The following is a 24197-nucleotide window of genomic DNA, read 5'->3' as shown; positions in this document are numbered from 1 at the left end:
TTGACGCTGTCTTTTTATTTTATATTGCTAACATCTTCTATTCCAACCGCGCCGGATAAAACGTTCCCCATTAAAGAAACAATTTAAATTTGGTGAGACGAACGGACCGATAAACGGAATAATGTTTGGCTCTGAAGTTTCATCAACGAAAGTCGGTGGTTTAGTAGGATCTGGTCTGAGTGTATAGCGAATGCGGGCGGTATTTTGAATGAGACCATTTCGTGGCTCTGCTGTTACTTGAACGATAAAACGAACAACAACGGATTCACTTGGATTAACAGTATTGATAAGAATACCGATAGTTGGGCTAGTTCCGGGACGTGCTACTCCATTTACTGTTACTGAATTTGGATAGAAAGTAACTTCAGGAGGAAGTGGGTCGGTAATGAGTACGTTATTTACTGGGATGGTGCCATTGTTAGTAAAGGTAAGTGTATATGTGATGAAATCACCGAGATGGGCGCTATTTACATTTGCGGTCTTAATAAATGTGTTTGGCTCATTAGGGTTTACTTCTATCGTAATTGGTGGTGTTGTAGTCGTTGTTGTGATAGGTGGTCTAGTAGGGTCGGGTTGAGAAGTATACGTAATGGATGCGATATTTGTAATCATTCTATTAGCTGGAAGTGTAATAACCTGTACTTTGAATGAAATAGTTACGGATTCTGTTGGATTAAGAGTTCCGACTGGAATGCCTGTGGATGGATTTGCGTTTGGAACGGGAATGTTATTAATTGTGACACTATTTGGAACGAATGATGTGCCGACAGGAAGTGAGTCTGTAACAGAAATGTCAGTGACAGGAATCGTACCTTCATTTTGGAATGTGATAGTAAATGTAATCGTATCACCTACTGAAACGATGGATTTATCAGCGGTTTTTATCGGGTTAATAGTCCCAACGTTTACAGGAGTAATTGTAGTAGGTGTAGGCGTAGTAACGGATACAGGTGGTTTAGTAGGATCGGGTTGGTACTGGAAGGAAACGTTACCTTGGTTTTGAATTTCTCCGCTTGGTGGAATTGAAGTAACTAGGACACGGAAAGAAATCGTTGCGGATTCAGAAGGAGCAAGTGTTGAAATTGGGATGCCTGCTGATGGATTTGCAGTTGGTTGCGGCACGTTGTTAATTGTTACACTATTTTGGATGAACGAAGTACCGATAGGAATTGTATCAGTTACAAGTATATGATTAGCAGGAATGGTACCTGTATTTTGGAGAGAAATCGTATACGTAATGATATCACCTAAAGTAACTGTTTCCGGCGTGGCTGTTTTTTTCGGATTTAATATAGCTGTAGTTACATTCGTTGTGTTAATTGGAGTAGGGTCTGTAATTGTAATAGGAGGTTCACCAGGACCTGGTTCATATGTGAAAGTAACAGTTGCTTGATTTCGAATAATACCACCAGGTGGTACACTTGTGACTCTTGCTTGGAATTGAACAGTAATTGTATCGTTTGGATTGACTGTTCCAACAGGTATACCTACAACAGGATTTGCTCCAAGATCTGAAATGCCATTTATTACAACAGTACCTGGAAGAAACGTTAACCCATTTGCTAACGGATCAGTAATGATAACGGAAGTTGCAGGGACTGATCCGCGATTTTGGAAGGTTACAGTATACGTTATGATTTCATTTATATCTACAATTTGTTTGTCGGCTAGTTTATTTGGGTTAGGTGTAGGTGTAATAACGGATACTTCAACAGTTGGAGTAGGATCTGTAATAGTAATAGGGGGTTCGCTAGGGTTTGGCTGGAATGTGTAAGTGACAGTTGCAGTGTTTTTAATAATACCGTCTGGTGGGAGTTCAGTTACAGTAACTTGATAAGTTAATGTAACAATTTGTCCTGGAGTTACAGTCCCAACGTTTACACCATTATTTGGATTTGTTCCAGGTTGCGTGACGCCATTAATCGTAACGCTATTCGGAATGAAAGTAGTACCAGATGGAGTAGGGTCTGTAATAATAACATCTGTCGCATTAATATTCCCGACATTTTGGAACGTAATTGTATATGTGACAGTATCACCAAGATTAATAGTTTGAGGGTTACCTTGTTTGTTAGGATTAATAGTAACTTCACTTACTTGCGTCTTTGTAGTAGGTGTAGGTGTAGTAACAGATACAGGTGGTCTAGTAGGATCTGGCTGGTATTGGAATGAAACGATCCCTTCATTTTCGATAAAGCCTGTCGGTGGTATCGAAGTTACTTGAACTTGGAAAGTTACGACGGCTGAAGTGTTAGGTTCTAATGTACCGATAAGAATTCCGGAACTAGGAACGATACCTGGTTGCGTGACGCCATTAATCGTAACGCTATTCGGAATGAAAGTAGTACCAGCTGGAATAGGATCGGTTACAAGTACATTTGTTGCAGGGACAGTTCCTGTATTTTGTAAGGAGATTGTATAGGTGATTGTGTCACCTAATAAAGCAAATACTTTATCAGCGGATTTTGTAGGGTTTGTTGTTGCCGTGTTGACATTGGTAGTAGTAGGAGGCGTTGGAGTAGTCACTGTTACTGGAGGTTCTCCAGGATTAGGTTGGAATGTGTAGGTGATAGTAGCTTCATTTATAATAATTCCGTTAGGTGGTATGGAAACAACGCGAACTTGAAAAGTTACAACAACTGATTGACTAGGATTTAATGTGCCAAGAGGAATGCCAAGAGCTGGATCAACATCACTAGTTGGGATACCATTAATTGTTACACTATTTGGAATGAAAGTCGTACCAACTGGAATCGAATCTGTAAAAATGATATTTGTTAGTTGAACAGTTTGTAAGTTTTGGAATGTAACGGTGTACGTAATGATATCGTCTATATCAACGTTGTTTCGATCAGCCGTTTTCGATGGATTAATAATACTATTAATGATTTCAGTATTAACTGGTGGTGTTGTCTCTGTTTCCGTAATAGGAGGTTCATTTGGATTAGGCTGAGATGTAAAGCTGACTGAACCGACATTTGTAACAACCCCGTTAGGCGGTATATTCGTAATCGTTACTTGGAACGTAATGGTTATTATTTGATTTGGTTGTATTGTACCAATGAGTATCCCAATGCTTGGATCAACACCTGGTTGTGAAAGGCCATTTACTGTAACAGAATCTACAATAAATTGTGTGCCTACTGGTGGTTGATCAATGACAGATACATTTGTCATAGGAATATTTCCAGTGTTTTCAAGGGTAATTGTATAAGTGAGTGCATCGCCAATGTTAGCGATTGGCAAATCTACTGTTTTTGTTGACTCTAATTCTGCATTTTGTACAATTGTTTCTGCGATTGGAGTCGGTGTGGTTGTTGTAATAGGCGGGAGTGTCGGATCTGGTTGAGATGTGTAAGTGACATTTGCTTCATTTGAGATAATGCCATTTGGTGGTAAAGTTGTTATTTGTACTTCTAAAGTAACAGTCACTACTTGTCTAGGGTTTAATGTGCCAACTGGGATTCCTGTTTCAGGGGTCAAATTAGGTTGTGGAATGCCATTAATCGTAACGCTACCAGGGATAAATGTAGTTCCAGTAGGGATAGAATCTGTAATAATGACATTAGTTGCAGGTATATTACCAGTATTTTGAAGGGTGATTGTATAAGTGAGCGTATCACCAATACTTGCAAACTCACGATCCACTGTTTTTTGCGGGTTCGGGTTAGCGGTACGAACAGGTAAAGTTACGGTAGGAGTCGTTTCTGTTGTTGTAATAGGAGGTTCGCTAGGATTAGGCTGAGAAGTGTAGGTAACACTTGCTGTATTTTCTATTTTTCCATTAGGAGGAATAGCGTTTATTTGAATCTGGAATGTAACAGTAACTGTCTCGCCGGGATTAACTGTTCCAACAGGAATTCCTGTGACTGGACTTACGCCAGGTTGAGCGACATTGTTTACAGTAACACTATTCGTAATAAAAGTTGTACCCGGTGGTAAAGAATCTGTAATTGTTACACCAGTAGCAGGTATAGTTCCTTGGTTTGTAAATGTGACAGTATAAGTTACAATATCGCCAATTTCTGCAAACGTAAGGTTTGCTGTTTTTGTTGGACTTATGACTACAGTTTGGATAGGAGTTGTTGTTTCAGGAGTTGTTTCTGTTTTTGTGACTGGAGGTAAATTTGGATCCGGTTGATAATTAAATGTTGCACTACCTTGATTTCGGATTTCGCCGCTAGCAGGGATGTTTATTACTCGTACTTGGAAAGTAATCGTTGCGCGTTCGGATGGCGCTAAAGTTCCAAGTGAAATTCCTGATGATGGATTTGTTCCTGCTTGAGGAATCCCATTAATCGTAACACTATCTGGAATAAATACAGTACCGGCAGGGATAGAATCTATTACTGTTATATTCGTAGCAGGAACAGTACCGGTGTTTTGAAATGAGAGAGTATAGGTAATGACATCATTTAATGCAACGAAGGAGCGATCTGCTGTTTTTTGTGGATTTAGTGTAGCGGTATTAACTGCTGTTTCTGTTTCAGGAGTTGTAATAGTTGTCGTAACGGGAGGTTCATTTGGATTTGGCTCGTATGTGAATGTAACATTTGCTTGATTTCTAATAACTCCTCCGGGCGGGATACTATTTACTACACCTTGGAACGTAACTGTAATACTTTGACCGGGATTTACAGTGCCGACGGGTATACCAATTTCAGGGTTTTCTCCAAGTTGTGATGTGCCATTTACGACAATGCTACCTGGAACGAAAGAAACACCAGATGGAAGTGCATCTTTTATAATAACATTTGTAGCGGGGACGGTCCCTCTATTTTGGAATGTTACAGTAAAAGTAATCGTATCCCCTATATCAACAACTTGTCGATCAGCAGATTTTGTAGTCGTTGGATTAGGATTATTAATTGGAATGTTTACACTTGGAGTGGTGGTAGTTGTTGTGACAGGAGGCTCACTTGGGTTCGGTTGATATTGGTAAGTGAAGGATGCTTGGTTTCTAATTATTCCATCAGGTGGTAAGTTTGTAACGACAACTTGATACGTGATTGTTTTCGTTTCTCCGACAGAAATGGTACCAAGTGGTATACCAAGTGATGGGGCTGCTCCTGGCGTTGTAATGCCATCGATTGTAACACTATTTGGAACGAAAATAGTTCCGTTAGGTGTAGGGTCTGTAACGACTACATTTGTAGCCGGAACGGTCCCGTTATTTGTAAATGTGACCGTGTAGGTAATCGTATCTCCTAAATCAGCAACTTGTTTGTCGGCAGATTTTGTAGGCGCTGTAATAACGGTCCCAACTTGAGTTTCTGTTTTAGGAGTTGGGGTAGTTGTTGTAACAGGAGGCTCATTTGGATTAACAATATAATTAAATGATACACTGCCTTGGTTTTCTATAATTCCATTTGGCGGGACACTTGTAACTTGAACTTGGAATGTAATTGTTTTTGCTTGATTTGGATTTAAAGTACCAATCGATATACCGTTTTCAGGATTACTGTTAGGTTGTGAGACACCATCAATCGTGACGCTATTTGGAATAAATGTTGTACCGTTTGGAATTGGATCTGTTAGTACAATATTTGTTGAGGGAACAGTGCCGTTATTTTGTAAACTAATTGTATACGTAATAACATCACCAATATCAACGAAAGTACGATCAGCAGATTTTGTAGGGTTAACTGTAGCGGTATTAACGGAGACTGTAGTAGGTGCTGTCGGTTCGGTTGTGGTAACCGGCGGTCTTGTTGGATCTGGCTGGTACGTATATGTCGTTGAAGCTTCGTTTGCAATAACACCGCCAGCTGGAATTTGTGTAACAAGAACTTGGAAAGATAGTGTTTTGGTTTCACCGGGATTAATTGTTCCAACCGGGATTCCTAGTGCGGGATTTGAATTTGGAACCGGTACATTATTTAAGATTACGCTATTCGGAATGAATGTTGTACCAGTAGGAATGGTATCAGTAAAAACTACATTTGTAGCAGGGATCGTACCATCATTAGTGAAAGTAATCGTATACGTAATAACATCACCAATATCAACAGTAGTTTTATCCGCCGTTTTAACAGGGTTTGTAATAGCGGTGTTAACAGGAGTAGTAGTAGGTGGTGTAGGGTTTGTTGTTGTAATAGCTGGTTTTGTAGGATCTGGTTGATACGTAAATGTTGTGGTTCCGATATTTCGGATTAGGCCATTCTCTGGGAGAGCGGTAACTTGAACTTGGAAAGTGACAGTGACAGTATTACCAGCTGCGATTGTTCCAATTTGTATACCGCCAGAAGGGTTTACGCCAGGTTGTGAAGTACCGTTAATTGTGACGCTATTCGGAATAAATGTAGTGCTACTTGGAATTGGATCAGTTACAATAACGTTCGTTGCAGCGATGTTTCCTGTATTTGGTACAGTAATCGTATACGTAATAATATCACCGATATCAGCAATTTGTGGACTAGCAGTTTTTGTTGGATTTACAATTGCAGTTCGTACAGAAGTAGTTGTTGGAGGTGGTGTTATCGTAGTGGTTGTTGAGGGTTCAGCCGGATTCGGTTGCGACGTAAATGTTACATTTGCTTCGTTAGTAATCGTTCCGTTAGCTGGGAGGGAAGTGACTTGGACTTGAAATGTGACAGTTGTAGTTTGACCAGCAGGAATTGTACCTAGCGGAATATTTGTTGGAGTTACGCCAGATTGTGCCGTTCCATTAACTGTAACACTGTTTGGAATAAAAGTAGTGCCAGTAGGGATAGGGTCGGTGATGGAAACATTTGTCGCTGAAATATTACCGTTATTTGGAACAGTAATCGTATACGTAATGATGTCACCAATATTCACAATTTGTTGGTTTGCACTTTTAGTTGGATTTATGATAGTAGCATTAATTTGTGTTTCAACTATATTACTTGTAGAGTTTCTGTTAATTGGTGGTTGGTTTGGTGGATTATATTGAAAGCTTGAAGTTGCACTATTTGGAATAGGGTTAGGTGTAGGGAGAGTATTAACTTGAACTTGAAACGTAATTGTAGCATTCCCGTTTGCAGCAATCGTTCCTACATTTATTCCAGTAGCAGGATTATCTGTAGTAGAAGTACCATTAACTGTAACGCTACCCGGTACGAACGATGTGCCGGCAGGAGGCGTGTCTGTAATGATAACATTATTAGCAGCTAATGTGGCTTGATTTGTGGCCGTAATTGTATACGTAATCGTATCACCGATAGTAGCAATTGTTTTATCTACTGCTTTTGTTAATGCGACATTAGCTGTGAAAATATCTGTATTAACAATATTGCTTGTTGTCGTACGTGTGATAGTGGGTGCGTTAGGTGCAGGTTGAAATTCGTATCCAAATGATGCTACGTTACTTGCAACTGGTGGGGTAGGGACACTTGTAACATCTACTTGAAAGGTAATTGTAACAGAGCCGCCAGCAGGAATGTTGCTAATGGGAATACCAGTAGCAGGATTTCCAGCTGTTGCAACGCCATCAACTGTAACGCTGTTTGGAACGAAAGTAGTGCCAGCGGGTATGGGGTCTGTAAATGTAACGTTTTGGGCAGGAAGTGTTCCGGTATTTTGGACAACGATTGTATAGGTTAAACGACTTCCTATTGTTGCTATTGCCATTAGATTCGTCCTTTCTGTATAAATTTAAATCCGGTCAAGGCATGGAATATTTACAAATAGCATTATTTAATAATCTAGAAACAATACTATGTGTAAATATTAGTATAAAATGAGCTCGTCATTGCATCCTATTCAAATTTAAATGAATAGGAATAGGCAAAGGCTTTTTTTTTGCCCAAATTAGTCTGTGCATATACAAATGGAACTTTTTTTACTTGTTTGCATTAAATGAAATAGCGAATAAATATTTATCTTATATGGAAGGGGAGTGGAATTGTTGGCTTTTGTACAAACATATACGAAAACGGACTCTTTATTTATGGTACACACAGGGAATACAGTTGGCATACGTGGTATTACAACAGCGACGGCGTATCAATACAATGCATTAATAACAAGAGATACAAATTTAAGTTTTGCAGGAGTTCCTTCTTCGGTAGATCCATTAACTTTTGCGGGAACGACAAATGATTGGACATTAAATGGTTCTTGGGCAAGACTTAATCCTTCAGTAACAGATGTACCAGCAACAGCAACTATAGACTTTGCAATGCTAGTATGGCAAGGAACATTGAGTGCAACTGTGACAGAAACGGTGGTAAATAACAATATACCTACTTTACAAACACCGGATGGGGTCACTCATACAATTACGAGTGTTCCTGCATGGGGAGAGACGAGATCAAGCGGAACATTTCAAGGTACCATTTATACACGTGCTGCAAATGTAACAAATATTCTACAAGGGCTTTCAAATCGAGCAGCGGGGGATTATTTTGTAGAAAGGGTTCCCACGGCAAATCCTCCGACGCAAGGGACAGGCGTAGGATGGGCATTGGTTGTTGTATATCGCGATAATTCATATCCTATTAGGAATGTTAGTTTATATACTGGTTTACTCATTTCTACATTGGGTGAGACAGCAACGATTTCAAATTTTATCACTCCAGCTGTAGCGCCGGTTAATGCTCGTGTATTTACAATGGCAATTAATGGTGATACTGATGCGACAGGTGATAGATTTAACTTAAACGGTACGGGACTTTCAGGACCTAATAATTTAATAAATAACTTTTTTGCTTCACAAGTAAATAATTATTTGGGAAATTTAAATACAGTCGGAAGTTTTGGGGATAGAAATATACCAATTGGTACTTCTGCGACTAATCGGCGTGCAGAGTTTGATGTGACAAATGTACCCGCAAATGGCGTGTTAACAGCCGGCTCTACTTCTACTATCGTGAATATCCCAAATACATTTGATTATCTTTACGCTGGTGCTGTCGGTTTACAAATAGATTTAGCGGAGGCACGTTTAACTGCTACAAAATCAGTAATAGTGAGTTAAAAAATTGAAAACTTTAATAAAATTTTTATCCTAATAGGAGTGAATTCTATTGGCTTTTGTTCAAGCTTACGGTAAAAACGATAACTTATTTATGATGCATACGGGTAATACGATGGGAATGCGCGGTACTGCAAATACAAACTTTGCTTACAATGCACTTATAACATTAAATACAGATTCTACTTTTGGAGGAGTTCCTTCATCGACGGACCCGAATACATTTGGAGGTACAACAAATGATTGGACATTAGATGGCTCATGGGCTGAATTAAATCCATCAACTACTATCGTTCCAGCTACGGCGGTTGTAGATTTTGCGTTACTTGTTTGGTCAGGTGGATTGGATACGGCTGTTACAACTGCTGTTGTTGATGCGAATCCGCCAAATTTAGTTACGCCTGATGGAACGAGTACACAAGTGACAATTAATTCAGCATGGTCATCAGAAGGGACAAATCTCCCTTTTATAGCCAATGTTTATAATCGAGCAGCAGACGTTACATCTTTACTGCAAGGTTTACCGAATCGAGCAGCAGGAAGATATAGTGTGACAAGATTACCTACGCGTCAGCCAGTTGGTTATGGTGCAGGATGGTCGTTGATTGTTGTATATCGTGATTCCTCATATCCGATGAGAAATGTGAGTTTATTTCCAGGTTTTTTATTATCCGGTACACCACAAACCATTTCAGGATTTTTTACACCAGCTACAGGGACGGTGACAGCAAGAGCTTTTGTAATGGCGGTAAATGGTGATCCGAATTTTACAGGTGATAATTTTCAATTGAACTCTGTGACATTAACAGGACCAAATAATCCAATAGGGAACTTTTTTAGAGGGCAAGTAAATGATATTAATGGAAATTTAAATACAATTGGTAGTTTTGCAGATCGGAATTTTTCTGGAACGACTACAACTGCAAATGCAAGAGCTGAGTTTGATATTACAAATGTAAATGCAACAGGTTCTATTGCACCAAATACGACATCTACACAAGTAAATATTACAGGTACCGGAGATACAATTTATACAAGTGCGGTTGGATTACAAATAGACTTGGCGGAGGCTAAATTAACAGCAGTAAAATCAGTAACTGTAAGTTAAAAAAGATTGCTATAAGTTAGCAATCTTTTTTTATGAGGTAGATTTTGTTAGTAAAGATTGATAATGAGAATAATCAATCTTTTTTTCTTGTAGTTTTTTTACTAAAAATTTATGATCACGCTTCGGTGTAGCAATAATATACCCTTTAATAATTAAATCTTGTGTAATTTGAGAGGCTTTTTCTTGTAAGGCTAGTTCACCGATTTTGCCAGCAATTTTTGATTTAGCAACATCGCGAAATAGCTCTGGAACAGGACTTACGAGCTCTTCTAACAATTGTTTTTGTTCGTCATCCCATAAATGCCTCGTTTTATTAATATAGTGCTCTTCCCAATCTAAAATGGACATACCATCTTCTTTTGGTAGTCGTTTTAAAAATTTTCTGAACATAAAGTATCCACCGATAGACATAAGTCCTAATAAAATAACAGTCCACAGTACAATAAACCAACTGAACCATCCTTCGAGCAAGAGTATCCCCCCTTAATGATTGCGGTTTTCTTTTATTTATATTATAAACAGTGAGATTCATAGAAAGCAAGAACGCTTGGTCATTTTGACCAAGCGTTATCATTTAAACGAAGTATAGTTGTTCCACACATAAATTATTATTATCATCTTCTACATATTCAATGATTAATGTGCCAACTTTACGATCTTTATCTTCAGTTGTGAAAATAGAGTAAGAAGTAAAACGTGCTGTTGATAGGCCGCTTATATGTGTAGGTAAAGAAATGTAGTCGTTATCGCGGAAGAATTCCATCAGTTCAATATCCTCAAATTCTTTTCGGTCAACTTGTTTGTTTGTATAGCGGCGTTGAAGTTGTTTTAAAGACTCGTTCCAAGAAATTGCTTTTGTATCGTATACCATTGTCTTATCTCCTTACTGTATGTAATCATTAAGAACATACGTTCTAATCTAGTATACTCTTTTTATTTGAAAAGGGAAAGCAAAAAATAATGTAAGCTTGGATTTCCAAGCTTACATTATTAATGCGTCCGTCATAATCTCTATTTTTTATTATATGTTAGATAAGAATAAGAAACAAGATGATATATATTTTGTTGATAGTTTTCAAGATTCTGTATATTATAGTTTTACTAAAGCGCAAGGGAATGAGAGGAATGGCATATGTAATTTCACTCCAAGGACCGATGGCAAGCGGAAAAACGACATTGGCTAAAAGGTTAGAGCGATGTGGGTTTTCAGTTATATATGAAAACCCTTATCCAATTGTAGAAAAGCGAAGAGTATTAAATTTGGATATAAATTCAAAAGAAGGGTTTATTCTAAATCAAAAAATGTTTATGGAAGCAAAAATAAAGGAGTTTCAAAATGTAAAAGATTCAGTTGTAATTTTTGATCGCGGGCCAGAAGATATTGAGTTTTTTACGCTCTTTTATCCAAAGATTATAGGAGAAGAGTGGGATATAGAAACTGCATTAAGAGATGAATTATATAAATTAAGAGAATGTCGTTCAGATGCTATTTTTTATTTAGATGGCTCGGAAAGTAATTTATATAATAGAAAAAATAATGATAGAACAAGAAACAGAAGTACATTTGAGGAGCAATTTAAATTAGTAGAAACTGAAAAAGACTGGTATAAACAATTTCCTGTAACTTATGTGGACACGAATAGATTAACAGCGGAAGAATTAGAGGGATATTTTATGGATTGGTTAAAGGAGAGAGGGATATGAAAAAAATACTTTTATTTGTATACCCAACATTTGCGGAGTTTGAAATAACAGTAGCAACGGCATTGTTGAAAAATAAATATGAAATTATTACAGCGAGTTTAACGAAAGAATTGATTATAAGTGAAACAGGTTTGCAAGTGCAACCGCATATAGAATTAAGTGAAGTACGTGTAGAAGAATATGAGGGGATTATTATTCCAGGCGGAGATGCGATACATATGAAGGATGCAGAAGGACTCTTTTCAGTCATCCGTCAGTTTCACGAACAAGAAAAATTAGTAGCTGCTATTTGTGCGGGACCGTATGCACTAGCAAAAGCAGGCTTATTCAAAGAAAACTCGTATACAGTAACTATGGACTATAGAAAATTAGGTTGTTTTCCAGTAGAAAATTTTGTGTATGAAGAAGTTGTGGAACATTCAAACATTATTACAGCGCAGGGGCATGCATTTGTACCATTTGGAATAGCGATTGCCTCTTATTTTGGGATAGCGAACGAACACAATATAAATTTTTACAGTGGTAAGGGGAATGTGATGATGGAGGAGCTTTTGCCTGAGAATGTATAAAAGCTAGCATTTGCTAGCTTTTTTCTTTTTGACATCGATAAATGGCTAACGTTTTCGGATCGCGCCATATACCGTTATGAATTGCCAATTCATTTTCTACTTCTTCTTTTAGCCATTCCTTCATTTCGGCGTGAAGATGTGTATTATCAGGTATATTTAGCGACGGAAACATGCTAGAAATATAGTTTACAATTGGAGTAGCATGATGAAAAACGAGAGCATTATGAATAACTGCTTCTTCAACAGTTGAAAAAACAGACTGTAATATCTCTTTACCATTTTCCAAACAAAATGGCGTGACTGAAGATGTTGTTTTCGGTAAATCAAATGCGTCTAACATGCGATTACACATTTCAACTATACGAGGTAATGTAACGTCAGAATTTGTAGTAGCTAAAAGTGAGCCACCAGGACGTATTACTTTATGGAACCCTTGGATAGTTTTTTCAACATCTTTCATATGATATAACATATGTCTTGCGACGATCCAGTCGTAGCAATTGGCTTCAAAAGGAAGTTTTTCAGCGTCACCTAGTCTCCATTCAATTAAAGTATTTGTTTTAGTGGCTTCAGAGAGCATGGCTTCTGATTGATCAAAACCTGTTAATTGACCTTTATGGCCATTCGCTTGCAAAAAGGAAAGAAATTTTCCGTTAGCGCACCCAACCTCTAATATTTTCTCGTCTCCTTGAAGTTGTAAATGATCCATGACGACTTCATCTAAATTCACTTGTTTTTCTTCGTAATGTTTATGCGTATCAATACGTATTTGTAAATGGTTGCTTACATTGTACTGGCGTTTTACATCATTCATCTTTTCGCATTCCACCTTCGTGCAAAATTGCTGAATTGCGTGCGTTAATACGTCGGTTTTCTTTAAGCCTTCGTAATGGAGTGCAGCTTCAAACCTTTCAAGTAATTTTTCTTCAATTCGAAAATGAATATTTTTTCGCTTTGTCACTGAAATCTCTCCCCTTTGTATCGGTTAGTGAGACTATAACACGCCTGAAAAATTTGTGTAAATCATTTGTGTACACAAATGGAGGGGATGAAAAAATTGTTTGAATGTGAGTTTAAACTATTGACGATTTAACCGTTTTCATATATTCTTAAATTAAGAAATATTCAAATAATTAAAAGAAATGAGAGAGTCACATGCTTCTTCAAGGAACACATCGAATTGGTCGTATGGCCATGCTGTTGGCACTTGCGGATGAGAATGAAAGCCCTGTATTATCTATCCCAAAAGGTTGGAAGTATTGTACGGGGAAAGTGGGTTCGATGAATTCGCAAAAGGTTGTCGCAGCAATGGAAACAGCGGCTAAGAGCAACCAAGTTATTGAAACAGACGTTTACAGAGAAACACATGCACTTTATCACGCAATTATGGAAGCTTTGTACGGAGTGACGAGAGGTCAAATTCAGTTAGCAGACGTTCTTCGTACAGTAGGACTTCGCTTTGCGATTGTGCGCGGTACACCATACGACGGAAAAAAAGAGGGCGAATGGGTTGCTGTTGCATTATATGGAACGATTGGTGCACCTGTAAAAGGATCTGAGCATGAGGCGATTGGTTTAGGAATTAATCACATATGATTTGCCCATAGTCTATTAGTTAGAAGGGGGCCTTACTTTTTTAGGACAGAAGTCTGTCTTAAAAAGATAAGGTCCCCTTTTGCCTTTTTAAGGAGGAAAAACAATGATTACGTTAACAGGACACACATTGACAATTGAAGAAATGAAGAGGTTGTTACTTGAAGGAGAAGGTGTAACAGCTTGTCCAACTAGTATGCAAAAGGTGGCGGAGTGCCGCGAAGTAGTTGAGAAAATTGTAGAGGACGGAAAAGTTGTTTACGGTATTACAACTGGATTTGGAAAGTTTAGTGATGTGCTAATTCAAAAAGATGATGTAAAGGCACTTCAACATAATTTAATTCAGTCACATGCATGTGGGATAGGCGAGCCATTCCCTGAAGAAGTATCACGCGGTATGTTAATTTTACGAGCAAACACGATGCTTAAAGGAGTATCTGGTGTTAGACCGCTCGTTGTAAATATGCTTCTTGAGTTTGTAAATCGTAAAATTCACCCAGTTGTTCCACAACAAGGCTCACTTGGTGCGAGTGGCGATTTAGCACCTTTATCTCATCTTGCGCTCGTATTATTAGGCGAAGGTGAAGTGTTCTATAAAGGAAAACGCGTTCATGCAATGGTCGCTCTTACAGAAGAAGGTCTTGAGCCAATTGAACTTGAAGCGAAAGAAGGTCTGGCGTTAATTAATGGGACGCAGGCGATGACAGCGCAAGGAGTTCTTTCTTATATAGAAGCAGAAGCAACGGCTTATCAAGCTGAATTAATTGCATCTATGACAATTGAAGGTTTACAAGGCATTATTGATGCATTTGATGAAAATGTTCATAAAGCACGTGGTTATAAAGAGCAAGTGGAAGTAGCAAGCAGAATTCGTGACATCCTTCATGATAGTAAATTAACAACGAAACAAGGAGAACTACGTGTGCAGGATGCCTATTCACTTCGCTGTATTCCGCAAGTACACGGTGCTTCTTGGCAAGTTTTAAATTATGTGAAAGAAAAATTAGAAATTGAAATGAATGCCGCGACAGATAATCCACTTATTTTTGATGGCGGAGAAAAAGTAATTTCAGGTGGTAATTTCCACGGTCAACCAATTGCATTTGCGATGGACTTCTTAAAAGTTGGAATGGCAGAACTTGCAAATATTTCAGAGCGCCGTATTGAACGCTTAGTAAATCCACAGTTAAACGATTTACCACCATTTTTAAGTCCAGAACCAGGACTTCAGTCTGGTGCAATGATTATGCAATATGCTGCAGCGTCACTAGTTTCTGAAAATAAAACGTTAGCACATCCGGCGAGTGTTGATTCAATCCCGTCATCAGCTAACCAAGAAGATCACGTAAGTATGGGAACAATTGCTTCACGCCATGCACATCAAATTATTCAAAATGTAAGACGTGTTCTTTCAATTGAGATGATTTGTGCGATGCAAGCAGCAGAATATCGCGGTATTGAAAACATGAGTACAGTGACGAAGAGCTTCTATCATCAAGGTCGTCAACAAGTACCTTCTATTACTAATGACCGTATATTCTCAACGGATATTGAAAATATTGCGTATTGGTTAAAAACGAATTATTCGATAAAAGAAAGATTAGATGTAAACGCAGCACTATAAAATGAGAAAAGGGAGAGAGTGAAATGGAAAAAGTTAAACAAACAATTCGCGCGCCAAGAGGTACTGAGTTACAAACGAAAGGGTGGGTGCAAGAAGCTGCACTTCGTATGTTAATGAACAATTTAGATCCGGAAGTTGCTGAAAAGCCAGAAGAATTAGTTGTATATGGTGGAATCGGCCGTGCAGCTCGTAACTGGGAAAGCTACAATGCAATTGTAGATTCATTAAAAACGTTAGAAAGCGATGAAACATTACTTGTTCAATCAGGAAAACCAGTTGCAATCTTTAAATCACATGAAGATGCACCTCGCGTTCTTTTAGCGAACTCAAACTTAGTACCGAAGTGGGCGAACTGGGATCACTTCCGTGAACTAGAGAAAAAAGGTCTTATGATGTATGGACAAATGACAGCAGGTAGCTGGATTTACATTGGAACACAAGGTATTTTACAAGGGACATATGAAACGTTTGGTGAAGCGGCACGCCAACATTTCGGTGGTTCATTAAAAGGTACATTAACACTTACTGCTGGTTTAGGTGGTATGGGCGGTGCACAACCTCTTGCTGTAACGATGAATGGCGGTGTTGTTATCGCTATTGATGTTGATAAGCGCAGTATCGATCGCCGTATTGAAAAGAGATACTGTGATATGTATACAGAATCATTAGAAGAAGCATTAACGGTTGCGAACGAGTATAAAGAGAAGAAAGAACCGATTTCTATTGGTTTATTAGGAAATGCGGCAGAGATTTTACCAGAGCTAGTGAAGCGTAATATTACGCCAGATTTAGTTACAGATCAAACATCTGCTCATGATCCATTAAACGGTTATATTCCAGTAGGTTACACATTAGAAGAAGCAGCAAAACTTCGTGAAGAAGATCCGGAGCGCTACGTACAATTATCAAAAGAAAGCATGACAAAACATGTAGAAGCAATGCTTGCTATGCAAGCAAAAGGCGCAATTACATTTGATTACGGAAATAACATTCGCCAAGTTGCTTTTGATGAAGGTTTGAAAAATGCATTCGATTTCCCAGGATTCGTTCCAGCATTTATCCGTCCATTATTCTGCGAAGGAAAAGGACCATTCCGCTGGGTAGCGCTTTCTGGTGACCCAGAAGATATTTATAAAACAGACGAAGTAATTTTACGTGAGTTTGCTGATAATGAGCATTTATGTAACTGGATCCGTATGGCTCGTCAGCAAGTTGAGTTCCAAGGTCTTCCGTCACGTATTTGTTGGCTTGGTTACGGTGAGCGCGCGAAATTTGGTCGCATCATTAATGAAATGGTTGCAAATGGTGAATTATCAGCACCAATCGTTATCGGTCGTGACCATTTAGATTGCGGATCAGTAGCATCTCCAAACCGTGAAACAGAAGCGATGAAAGATGGTAGTGATGCAGTAGCTGACTGGCCAATTTTGAATGCATTAATTAACAGTGTAAACGGTGCAAGCTGGGTATCTGTTCACCACGGTGGCGGCGTTGGTATGGGTTATTCACTTCACGCTGGAATGGTTATCGTTGCAGATGGAACAGAAGCAGCGGCAAAACGTATTGAGCGCGTATTAACTTCTGACCCTGGTATGGGTGTTGTTCGTCACGTGGATGCAGGATATGACTTAGCTGTGGAAACTGCGAAAGAAAAAGGCGTTAACATTCCAATGATGAAATAAGGAGGAGAAAACATGCTGGACACTTTACTAATCAATATCGGTCAATTACTAACAATGGATCAAGAAGATGGCTTGTTAAGACGGGAAGCGATGAACACGCTTCCTGTTATCGAAAACGGTGTGGTTGGGATTGAAAACGGCGTAATTACTTTCGTTGGAACAGCAGAAGAAGCGAAAGGATTACAAGCGAAAGAAGTAATTGATTGCGGCGGGAAAATGGTTTCTCCTGGTCTTGTTGATCCGCATACTCACCTTGTATTTGGTGGATCTCGTGAAAATGAAATCGCATTAAAATTGCAAGGAGTGCCGTACTTAGAAATTTTAGAACAAGGCGGAGGTATTCTTTCAACTGTAAATGCAACGAAAAAAGCGTCGAAGGAAGAACTTGTTCAAAAAGCGAAATTTCATTTAGACCGTATGCTATCTTTCGGAGTTACAACTGTAGAAGCGAAGAGTGGTTACGGATTGGATGATGAGACGGAATGGAAACAATTAGAGGCAACTGCACAATTACAAAAAGAGCATCCAATCGATTTAGTTTCTACATTTTTAGGTGCTCATGCAGTTCCGAAAGAGTATAAAGGTAGATCGAAAGAATTTTTACAATGGATGTTAGACTTACTGCCAGAAATGAAAGAGAAGCAATTAGCTGAATTTGTTGATATTTTCTGCGAAACAGGCGTGTTCTCTGTTGAAGAGTCGAAAGAGTTTTTATTAAAAGCGAAAGAGCTTGGCTTTGATGTGAAAATTCATGCGGATGAAATTGATCCTCTTGGTGGTGCGGAAGCGGCAGCTGAAATTGGTGCAGCATCAGCGGACCATTTAGTTGGTGCTTCTGATAAAGGAATTGAAATGCTTGCAAACTCTAATACAGTAGCCACTTTATTACCAGGAACAACTTTCTATTTAAATAAAGAAAGCTTTGCTCGCGGTCGTAAAATGATCGATGAAGGTGTTGCGGTAGCTTTAGCTACAGACTTTAACCCAGGCAGCTGTCCAACGGAAAACATTCAGCTTATTATGAGCATCGCAATGCTGAAGTTGAAAATGACACCAGAAGAAGTTTGGAATGCCGTAACAGTTAACTCTTCTTACGCAATTAATCGTGGTGACGTAGCTGGGAAAATTAGAGTAGGTCGCAAGGCAGATCTAGTGCTATGGGATGCTTACAATTATGCTTACGTACCGTATCATTACGGCGTAAGTCATGTAAATACAGTATGGAAGAATGGTAATATCGCATATACAAGAGGTGAACAATCGTGGAGCACGGCCACTATTTAAAGAAAAATGCCAAGTTTATCGATCGTGAAGTGACAAAATGGAGTGAAATGATTAAAGATTGGGAGGAAGGCGTGGAAATATTCGGTGCGGCCTTAATTGGAGCACCCCTTTCTAAACCGTCTATTAGTCATTCAGGAGCAAGTTTTGCTCCAAAAACAATTCGTGCGATGTTAGATGCATATAGCACGTACGCAATTACAGAAGAACATGATATGAAAGAAAGTGTCTTATATGATTGCGGCGATATTACGATGCATGTGACGGATATAAAAGAAAGTCATAACCGAATTGCGAAAACAGTTGGTCATGTAACGAAAGTAAATCCGAACATGATACCAATCGTTCTTGGTGGGGATCACTCGATTAGTTTTCCGAGTATAACAGGATTTGCAAATAGTAAAGGGAAGGTCGGTATTATTCAATTTGATGCCCATCATGATTTGCGCAATTTAGAAGATGGTGGTCCGTCAAATGGTACACCGTTCCGTAGTTTATTAGAAAATGGTGTTATTACAGGAAAACAACTCGTTCAAATCGGTATTCGTAATTTTTCAAATGCACGAGCGTACCATGAATATGCAAAAGAACATGGCGTGACAGTGTATACAATGAAAGATGTACGAGAGCGAGAAATAAAAGATATTATGACGGAAAGTATCGAAGTATTAAGAAAGCAAGGCGTGACTTCTATTTATATTTCTCTTGATATGGATGTACTAGATCAAGCATTTGCGCCAGGTTGTCCAGCGATTGGTCCTGGCGGAATGGATAGTGCGACTTTACTGGATGCGATTGAATTTCTTGGTAAAGAACCTCTCGTTCAAGGGATGGATATTGTAGAAATTGATCCAACCCTTGATTTCAGAGATATGACGAGCCGAGTAGCTGCGCAAGTGATTATGAGTTTTCTTTTGGCGAGGGAGACAGTTAGTAAGCAGGTTAGTATATAGACGGAAAAGTAGATTTTTATTTACGCTTTATCAAAAACACATTACTACTCAAATGTAGTGATGTGTTTTTATGTTAAAAGAGAATGAATGTGTGTGGAACCGTTAATAAAATTGCGGTTTTTATAGTGTATTGTGTGAATTTAATTTCTTGCTTCTGAAGTGTTGACGTGTAAAATATTTTTGTGATAAAATAAAAATTTTGCTAAAAAACTAAAAGTGTGTTAAATTTGAGAAGGTTACCATATATGGAGGTGGATTATTTGTTTCAAATTGGCGATAACATTGTTTATCCAATGCAAGGAGCAGGTATAATTAAAGCCATAGAAGAGAAGGAAATCGCAGGAAAAAAACAACAGTATTATGTTATAAAAATGTCGGCTAGTAATATGGAAATAATGATTCCTGAAGGGAAAATATTGAGTTCAAATATACGACCAGTAACGGATATCACGGCATTAATACACATAATAAATATTTTTCAACATGGAGAATCAGATAGATTACTTACGTGGAAACAAAGATATAAATTGAACACTGATAAAATAAAAACGGGTAAAATGCAAGAAGGTGCTGAAGTTGTGCGTGATTTAATGCGTATACAGAAAGAAAAGGCACTTAATGCAAGCGAAAAGAAAATGTTAGATAACGCACATGAATTTTTGATTAGTGAACTGGGATTAATTGAAGGTATCACAGAAAATCAAATAAAAAGCTTTTGTTAAGGTTCATTACAAATAATATATGGTATCCCAAAAAAGGTTTTGAATTTTTTGGGAACATAATTATAGACAATCAATCATTTCAAAGACATTCAACTCTTTCAAACCACTTTTAGAGCATTAACCTCTTTTGTTATTACTACAATCAAATCCATTTTTATTTTTTAATTCTTTTACGAATGTTCGAAGTTTAATTCAATACTTCGATAAAATAGTTACTTGATTTTTGCAATCCTGATTCACACTGGCACGGACGAGGAGCCGTAAGGATGAAAGAGAGGTAGGGCTTTCATTGTTTTAGGTATATAAGTTATTATTTTTAGAAGAATACTGAACCATTTTCACTTCTATTGATAAGGGATTCTTTATATTAAAGAGATGAAGAAATTGACAGCCATATATGATCAACTAAAAAAGGTTTCCTACTAAGGAAACCTTTTTAGTTTATTTATAGCATTCTGTTTTTGGGATATTCGAATGTTTTATAGAAAAGTCGTATAAATTGACGTTACTATCTAAAAGTAAGTATGATGCGATTGTAGTAAGAATTTTTTTAGGGGGAAGAAACATGACAAGTTCGAACAAGAAAGCGGCAAGTATTTATGAAGGAACAAATGTAAACGCTTGGGGATCTTTTGAAAATATTGAAGAAACGAAGTTGTTTGATCAGATTCAAGTCGGAGCTTGGTCTCTTCGTAATCGCATAGCAATGGCACCGATGACAAGATGCTTTGCAGACAATGAAACTGGAGTAGTTGGTGCTGATGTAGTGGAGTACTATAGAAAGCGTGCTGCTGACGGAGTTGGATTAATTATTACAGAAGGAATCGTTATTAGCGCAAGAGCAAAAGGAAACCCAGGAGTACCAGGGATTTATACGCAAGAACAAATTGATTCATGGAAACCTGTTACAGAGGCAGTACATAAAGAAGGCGGGACAATTATTGCTCAGATATGGCATGTTGGTCGTATGAGTCATCATGAAATAATTGGTGGGCAAATGCCCCAAGCGCCTTCTGCCATCGCTGCAGAAGGGAATGTTCCACGTTTTCGCAAACCATTCGATACACCAGAAGCAATGACATTAGAAGAAATACAAGAAGTTATCAGTCAATACGCACAAGCTGCAAAAAATGCGATTGAAGCTGGGTTTGATGGGGTAGAAATTCACGGTGCACACGGATATTTAATTGATCAATTTACTTATGAGTTTGCTAATAAGCGTACTGATAAATATGGCGGTGACTTAAAGCAAAGATTAACGTTTATGAAAGAAGTAACTGAGGCTGTAATAGAAGCAGTTGGAGCTGATAAAACACTTCTTCGTTTCTCTGCTTTTAAAGGGGATAATCCTACTTATATGTGGGAAAACCCTGAGCTGGCAATTGAAACATTTGTAAATATGTTTAAAGAAGTTGGATTAACGATGATTCATCCTTCAACGATGAATTATACGCAAGTGATTGCTGACGGAAAGAATTTTCATCAATTAGTAAGAAAATATTGGGATGGTACGATTGTTGGGGTTGGTAATTTGAATCCGAAAGAAGCTGAAGAAGCGTTGCAAGAAGGAACAATTGACGTAGCTGCATTCGGAAGACCGTTAATTGCTAATCCAGATTTTGTTCATCGAATTAAACATGCTGAAAGTTTAGTTGAATATGACGCGAAAGAGCATCTTGCTACATTAATTTGAATAAAGATAAAAGGAGAACACATGGAGTGTTCTCCTTTTATTATGGGATTTCATAGGGGGAAGCGAGATGAGTGAAACGCTACTCGTTATTATTAGTATATTACTATTATTAATGTTGCTTTTAATCGTCTTTTTTATTATCACATTTTTTATAAAAAAACGGACGCATCATTCTATTTTAAAACTACATCCATACTTAGGAAGAATGCGTTACTTACTGGAAAAGATAGGGCCGGAATTCCGGCAATATTGGTTTGATCACGATACAGATGGAAAACCTTTTTCACGTTACGACTTTCAAAGTGTTATGTTTTTAGCGAAGTATCGCTCTGAAATACTTGGTTTTGGGTCGAAACGAGATTTTGAAGCATCTGGTTATTATATTGCTAATACGTTGTTTCCGGTATTAACAGAAGAATTAAGTGTGAACGTAACGCAAGAACGTGAAGGGAAAAAGTATGTGATTCATAAAGAAGGATTATTTTCAAGGAGAGAAAAATTGACAGCGGATACAACGAATCTTTGGTTATACGAAGAAGACGATGCAATTATCGTCGGCGAAAATCGTAAATATCCGTGGAAACTGTATGGCATGTTTGGGGCATCAGCAACTTCTTACGGTGCGATTGGCGAAAATTATATTTTAGCGAGCGGCTTTGGAGCGAAAATGGCAGGCGGATCGTGGATTAATACTGGTGAAGGTGGCGTTATTCCAGAACATTTACATACAGGGGCGAATATCGTTGCGCAAATTGGTCCAGGACTATTTGGATACCGTGATGAGGACGGGAATTTTTCAATGGAGAAATTTATGGAGAAAGTGAAAGAAAGTAATATTAAAGCATTTGAATTGAAATTTGGGCAAGGTGCGAAAATACGTGGTGGTCATTTAGAGGGGCAAAAAGTAAATGAGAAAATTGCTTCTGTTCGGAATGTACGAGTAGGAGAAACGATTAATTCTCCGAATCGATTTTCATTTTTGAACAATGCGGCAGATACACTTTATTTTATTCAGCGTTTGCAAGAAACTGGCGGGAAACCAATCGGTATGAAAATTGTAATTGGACAGCAGGAGCCGTTGGAAGATTTATTTAAAACGATGAAAGAGTTAAATATCTATCCGGATTTTATTACAATTGACGGTTCAGAAGGTGGATCAGGAGCAACATATAAATCGATGGCAGATAGTATGGGGATGCCGCTTATTCCAGCGTTACTGACATGTATTGATACAGCGAATCAGTATGGTGTTCGTGATAAATTCAAAGTGTTTGCCTCGGGGAAATTAATTACACCAGATAAAGTGGCAATTGCTTTAGCGATTGGTGCAGATGCTGTAAACTCGGCACGTGGTTTTATGATGGCAAGCGGTTGTATTATGGCGCTTCAATGTAACTCTGGCCAATGTCCATCTGGTGTGGCCACGACGAATCCGCACTATCAAAAAGCGTTAGATCCGTATGAGAAGAAGTGGCGAGTTATGAATTATATTATTAGTATGAGATATAGTTTGTTTTCGTTAGCAGCAGCAGCGGGAGTAAAGAGTCCGCGTCATTTAACGAGGGAGCATATTGTATTTAAAGATGAGGTGGGGCGGGTGGTGCCTCTTTTGGAATTATTTCCTATAATAAATCAAACCTAAAAGTATATTGAAAATGTAAGATTTTTCGAAGGGATAATCATATTATTTAGGAAATATTAGGAGTATAATGGGAAAAGATTTTAAAAATGACTATTTTTAGGGAGAGATTCACTTGCAGCAAGGTTCGTACAGTATTACAATTTTTTTACTCGTCATAGGGCTCGTTATATTTAGACGTATGCGTTCTATGAATCGGCCAATTAAAAATAAAGGAAGACGACTATTATTGCCATTATTCTTTTTATTACCAGGTTTTTCTTTATATGCTGCACCGATACAACTTGCTGGTTGGCAAATTGGGATAGCTGCTGGGATTGGACTGTTATTGTCAATTCCACTTATTATTTTAAGTGGGTATGAAGTGAGAGAAGATGGTCAAATTTATGCGAAAAAAAGTATTGCTTTTATTGCTACATTTTTAGTTATCGTTCTTTTACGTGCTTATTTTAGAAGACATTTACAAGGTTTAGATCCAAAGTCAATCGGCATTCTTTTCTACACTCTTGCGGTTTGTTATATAGTACCTTGGCGTATTGGCTGCTATATAAAATTTCGTAAAGTTTACGTAGAGAAAGAGAAAATTACGATGCCAATAAGCTAAAAGCCATGCATTTGTATGGCTTTTTCTTTTGGAAATTTGTCGGATAAATAAATGAAAATAAGAAGTGGAAAAGTGTTTTTTTGTTTTCTG

Annotated in this window: 17 protein-coding genes; 13 read left to right on the top strand and 4 right to left on the bottom strand. The window is 38.1% G+C overall.

Annotation, left to right across the window (positions count from 1 at the left end):
* Positions 1 to 27: 27 nt before the first annotated feature.
* Complete coding sequence (locus tag ACTFR9_RS10385) at positions 28 to 7590, bottom strand: DUF7507 domain-containing protein (RefSeq protein ID WP_440048964.1); 7563 nt, start codon at positions 7588 to 7590, stop codon at positions 28 to 30.
* A gap of 277 nt (positions 7591 to 7867) precedes the next feature.
* Between ACTFR9_RS10385 and ACTFR9_RS10380 the strand changes: the two genes are divergently transcribed.
* A complete protein-coding gene (locus tag ACTFR9_RS10380; RefSeq protein WP_229136649.1) occupies positions 7868 to 8938 on the top strand; it encodes a hypothetical protein in 1071 nt (356 codons plus the stop codon).
* Between the two features lie 49 nt (positions 8939 to 8987).
* Positions 8988 to 10043 carry a hypothetical protein gene (locus tag ACTFR9_RS10375; protein WP_061131647.1) on the top strand — a complete coding sequence of 352 codons (1056 nt, stop codon included), beginning with the start codon at positions 8988 to 8990 and terminating at the stop codon, positions 10041 to 10043.
* Positions 10044 to 10073: 30 nt separating this feature from the next.
* Here ACTFR9_RS10375 and ACTFR9_RS10370 read toward each other — a convergent pair whose 3' ends face one another.
* Together ACTFR9_RS10370 and ACTFR9_RS10365 are read right to left on the bottom strand one after the other, a co-directional pair.
* Positions 10074 to 10514: a DUF2621 domain-containing protein gene (locus ACTFR9_RS10370; RefSeq protein ID WP_000889384.1), complete on the bottom strand. Its 441-nt coding sequence runs from the start codon at positions 10512 to 10514 to the stop codon at positions 10074 to 10076.
* 103 nt (positions 10515 to 10617) lie between these two features.
* Positions 10618 to 10914: a hypothetical protein gene (locus ACTFR9_RS10365; RefSeq protein WP_000262403.1), complete on the bottom strand. Its 297-nt coding sequence runs from the start codon at positions 10912 to 10914 to the stop codon at positions 10618 to 10620.
* Positions 10915 to 11159: 245 nt separating this feature from the next.
* Between ACTFR9_RS10365 and ACTFR9_RS10360 the strand changes: the two genes are divergently transcribed.
* A complete protein-coding gene (locus ACTFR9_RS10360; RefSeq protein ID WP_001998011.1) occupies positions 11160 to 11747 on the top strand; it encodes an AAA family ATPase in 588 nt (195 codons plus the stop codon).
* On the top strand, positions 11744 to 12316 hold the full coding sequence (locus ACTFR9_RS10355) for a DJ-1/PfpI family protein (RefSeq protein ID WP_229136650.1): 573 nt from the start codon (positions 11744 to 11746) through the stop codon (positions 12314 to 12316). The genes ACTFR9_RS10360 and ACTFR9_RS10355 overlap by 4 nt, the downstream gene beginning before the upstream one ends.
* Positions 12317 to 12329: 13 nt before the next feature.
* Here ACTFR9_RS10355 and ACTFR9_RS10350 read toward each other — a convergent pair whose 3' ends face one another.
* On the bottom strand, positions 12330 to 13277 hold the full coding sequence (locus tag ACTFR9_RS10350) for a class I SAM-dependent methyltransferase (RefSeq protein WP_000166810.1): 948 nt from the start codon (positions 13275 to 13277) through the stop codon (positions 12330 to 12332).
* Between the two features lie 194 nt (positions 13278 to 13471).
* Between ACTFR9_RS10350 and hutP the strand changes: the two genes are divergently transcribed.
* The 9 genes from hutP to ACTFR9_RS10305 all read left to right on the top strand — a co-directional run bounded on the left by hutP (position 13472) and on the right by ACTFR9_RS10305 (position 24107).
* A complete protein-coding gene (gene hutP / locus ACTFR9_RS10345) occupies positions 13472 to 13912 on the top strand; it encodes a hut operon transcriptional regulator HutP (RefSeq protein WP_000926516.1) in 441 nt (146 codons plus the stop codon).
* A gap of 103 nt (positions 13913 to 14015) precedes the next feature.
* Complete coding sequence (gene hutH, locus ACTFR9_RS10340; RefSeq protein ID WP_000631850.1) at positions 14016 to 15533, top strand: histidine ammonia-lyase; 1518 nt, start codon at positions 14016 to 14018, stop codon at positions 15531 to 15533.
* Positions 15534 to 15556: 23 nt separating this feature from the next.
* On the top strand, positions 15557 to 17215 hold the full coding sequence (gene hutU, locus ACTFR9_RS10335; protein WP_000416706.1) for a urocanate hydratase: 1659 nt from the start codon (positions 15557 to 15559) through the stop codon (positions 17213 to 17215).
* Between the two features lie 12 nt (positions 17216 to 17227).
* Positions 17228 to 18499, top strand: a complete 1272-nt coding sequence (gene hutI / locus ACTFR9_RS10330) for an imidazolonepropionase (protein ID WP_000887556.1) — start codon at positions 17228 to 17230, stop codon at positions 18497 to 18499.
* Positions 18478 to 19449 (top strand): formimidoylglutamase, encoded by a 972-nt coding sequence (hutG, locus tag ACTFR9_RS10325; protein ID WP_000399843.1) that lies wholly within the window; start codon positions 18478 to 18480, stop codon positions 19447 to 19449. The genes hutI and hutG overlap by 22 nt, the downstream gene beginning before the upstream one ends.
* A 260-nt stretch (positions 19450 to 19709) precedes the next feature.
* Positions 19710 to 20171 (top strand): CarD family transcriptional regulator, encoded by a 462-nt coding sequence (locus ACTFR9_RS10320; protein ID WP_170868999.1) that lies wholly within the window; start codon positions 19710 to 19712, stop codon positions 20169 to 20171.
* A 565-nt stretch (positions 20172 to 20736) separates the two neighbouring features.
* A complete protein-coding gene (locus ACTFR9_RS10315) occupies positions 20737 to 21864 on the top strand; it encodes an alkene reductase (protein ID WP_000204380.1) in 1128 nt (375 codons plus the stop codon).
* Between the two features lie 67 nt (positions 21865 to 21931).
* Positions 21932 to 23506 (top strand): FMN-binding glutamate synthase family protein, encoded by a 1575-nt coding sequence (locus ACTFR9_RS10310; RefSeq protein ID WP_000005201.1) that lies wholly within the window; start codon positions 21932 to 21934, stop codon positions 23504 to 23506.
* 112 nt (positions 23507 to 23618) lie between these two features.
* Positions 23619 to 24107, top strand: a complete 489-nt coding sequence (locus tag ACTFR9_RS10305) for a cytochrome c biogenesis protein CcdC (protein ID WP_001183914.1) — start codon at positions 23619 to 23621, stop codon at positions 24105 to 24107.
* Positions 24108 to 24197 lie beyond the last annotated feature (90 nt).

The organism is Bacillus cereus group sp. MYBK222-1 (assembly GCF_051916425.1).
GTDB classification, from domain to species: Bacteria; Bacillota; Bacilli; order Bacillales; family Bacillaceae_G; genus Bacillus_A; species Bacillus_A paranthracis.
The sequence above is the reverse complement of the archived record's forward strand: the minus strand, read 5'-3'. Positions and strand labels throughout refer to the sequence as shown.

Excerpts from the sequence above, each read along its gene's own strand:
- ACTFR9_RS10385 (WP_440048964.1), bottom strand. The coding sequence starts at position 7,590 with ATGGCAATAGCAACAATAGGAAGTCGTTTAACCTATACAATCGTTGTC.
- ACTFR9_RS10365 (WP_000262403.1), bottom strand. The coding sequence starts at position 10,914 with ATGGTATACGATACAAAAGCAATTTCTTGGAACGAGTCTTTAAAACAA.
- ACTFR9_RS10360 (WP_001998011.1), top strand. The coding sequence starts at position 11,160 with ATGAGAGGAATGGCATATGTAATTTCACTCCAAGGACCGATGGCAAGC.
- ACTFR9_RS10355 (WP_229136650.1), top strand. The coding sequence starts at position 11,744 with ATGAAAAAAATACTTTTATTTGTATACCCAACATTTGCGGAGTTTGAA.
- hutP (WP_000926516.1), top strand. The coding sequence starts at position 13,472 with ATGCTTCTTCAAGGAACACATCGAATTGGTCGTATGGCCATGCTGTTG.
- hutH (WP_000631850.1), top strand. The coding sequence starts at position 14,016 with ATGATTACGTTAACAGGACACACATTGACAATTGAAGAAATGAAGAGG.
- hutU (WP_000416706.1), top strand. The coding sequence starts at position 15,557 with ATGGAAAAAGTTAAACAAACAATTCGCGCGCCAAGAGGTACTGAGTTA.
- hutI (WP_000887556.1), top strand. The coding sequence starts at position 17,228 with ATGCTGGACACTTTACTAATCAATATCGGTCAATTACTAACAATGGAT.
- ACTFR9_RS10315 (WP_000204380.1), top strand. The coding sequence starts at position 20,737 with ATGACAAGTTCGAACAAGAAAGCGGCAAGTATTTATGAAGGAACAAAT.
- ACTFR9_RS10310 (WP_000005201.1), top strand. The coding sequence starts at position 21,932 with ATGAGTGAAACGCTACTCGTTATTATTAGTATATTACTATTATTAATG.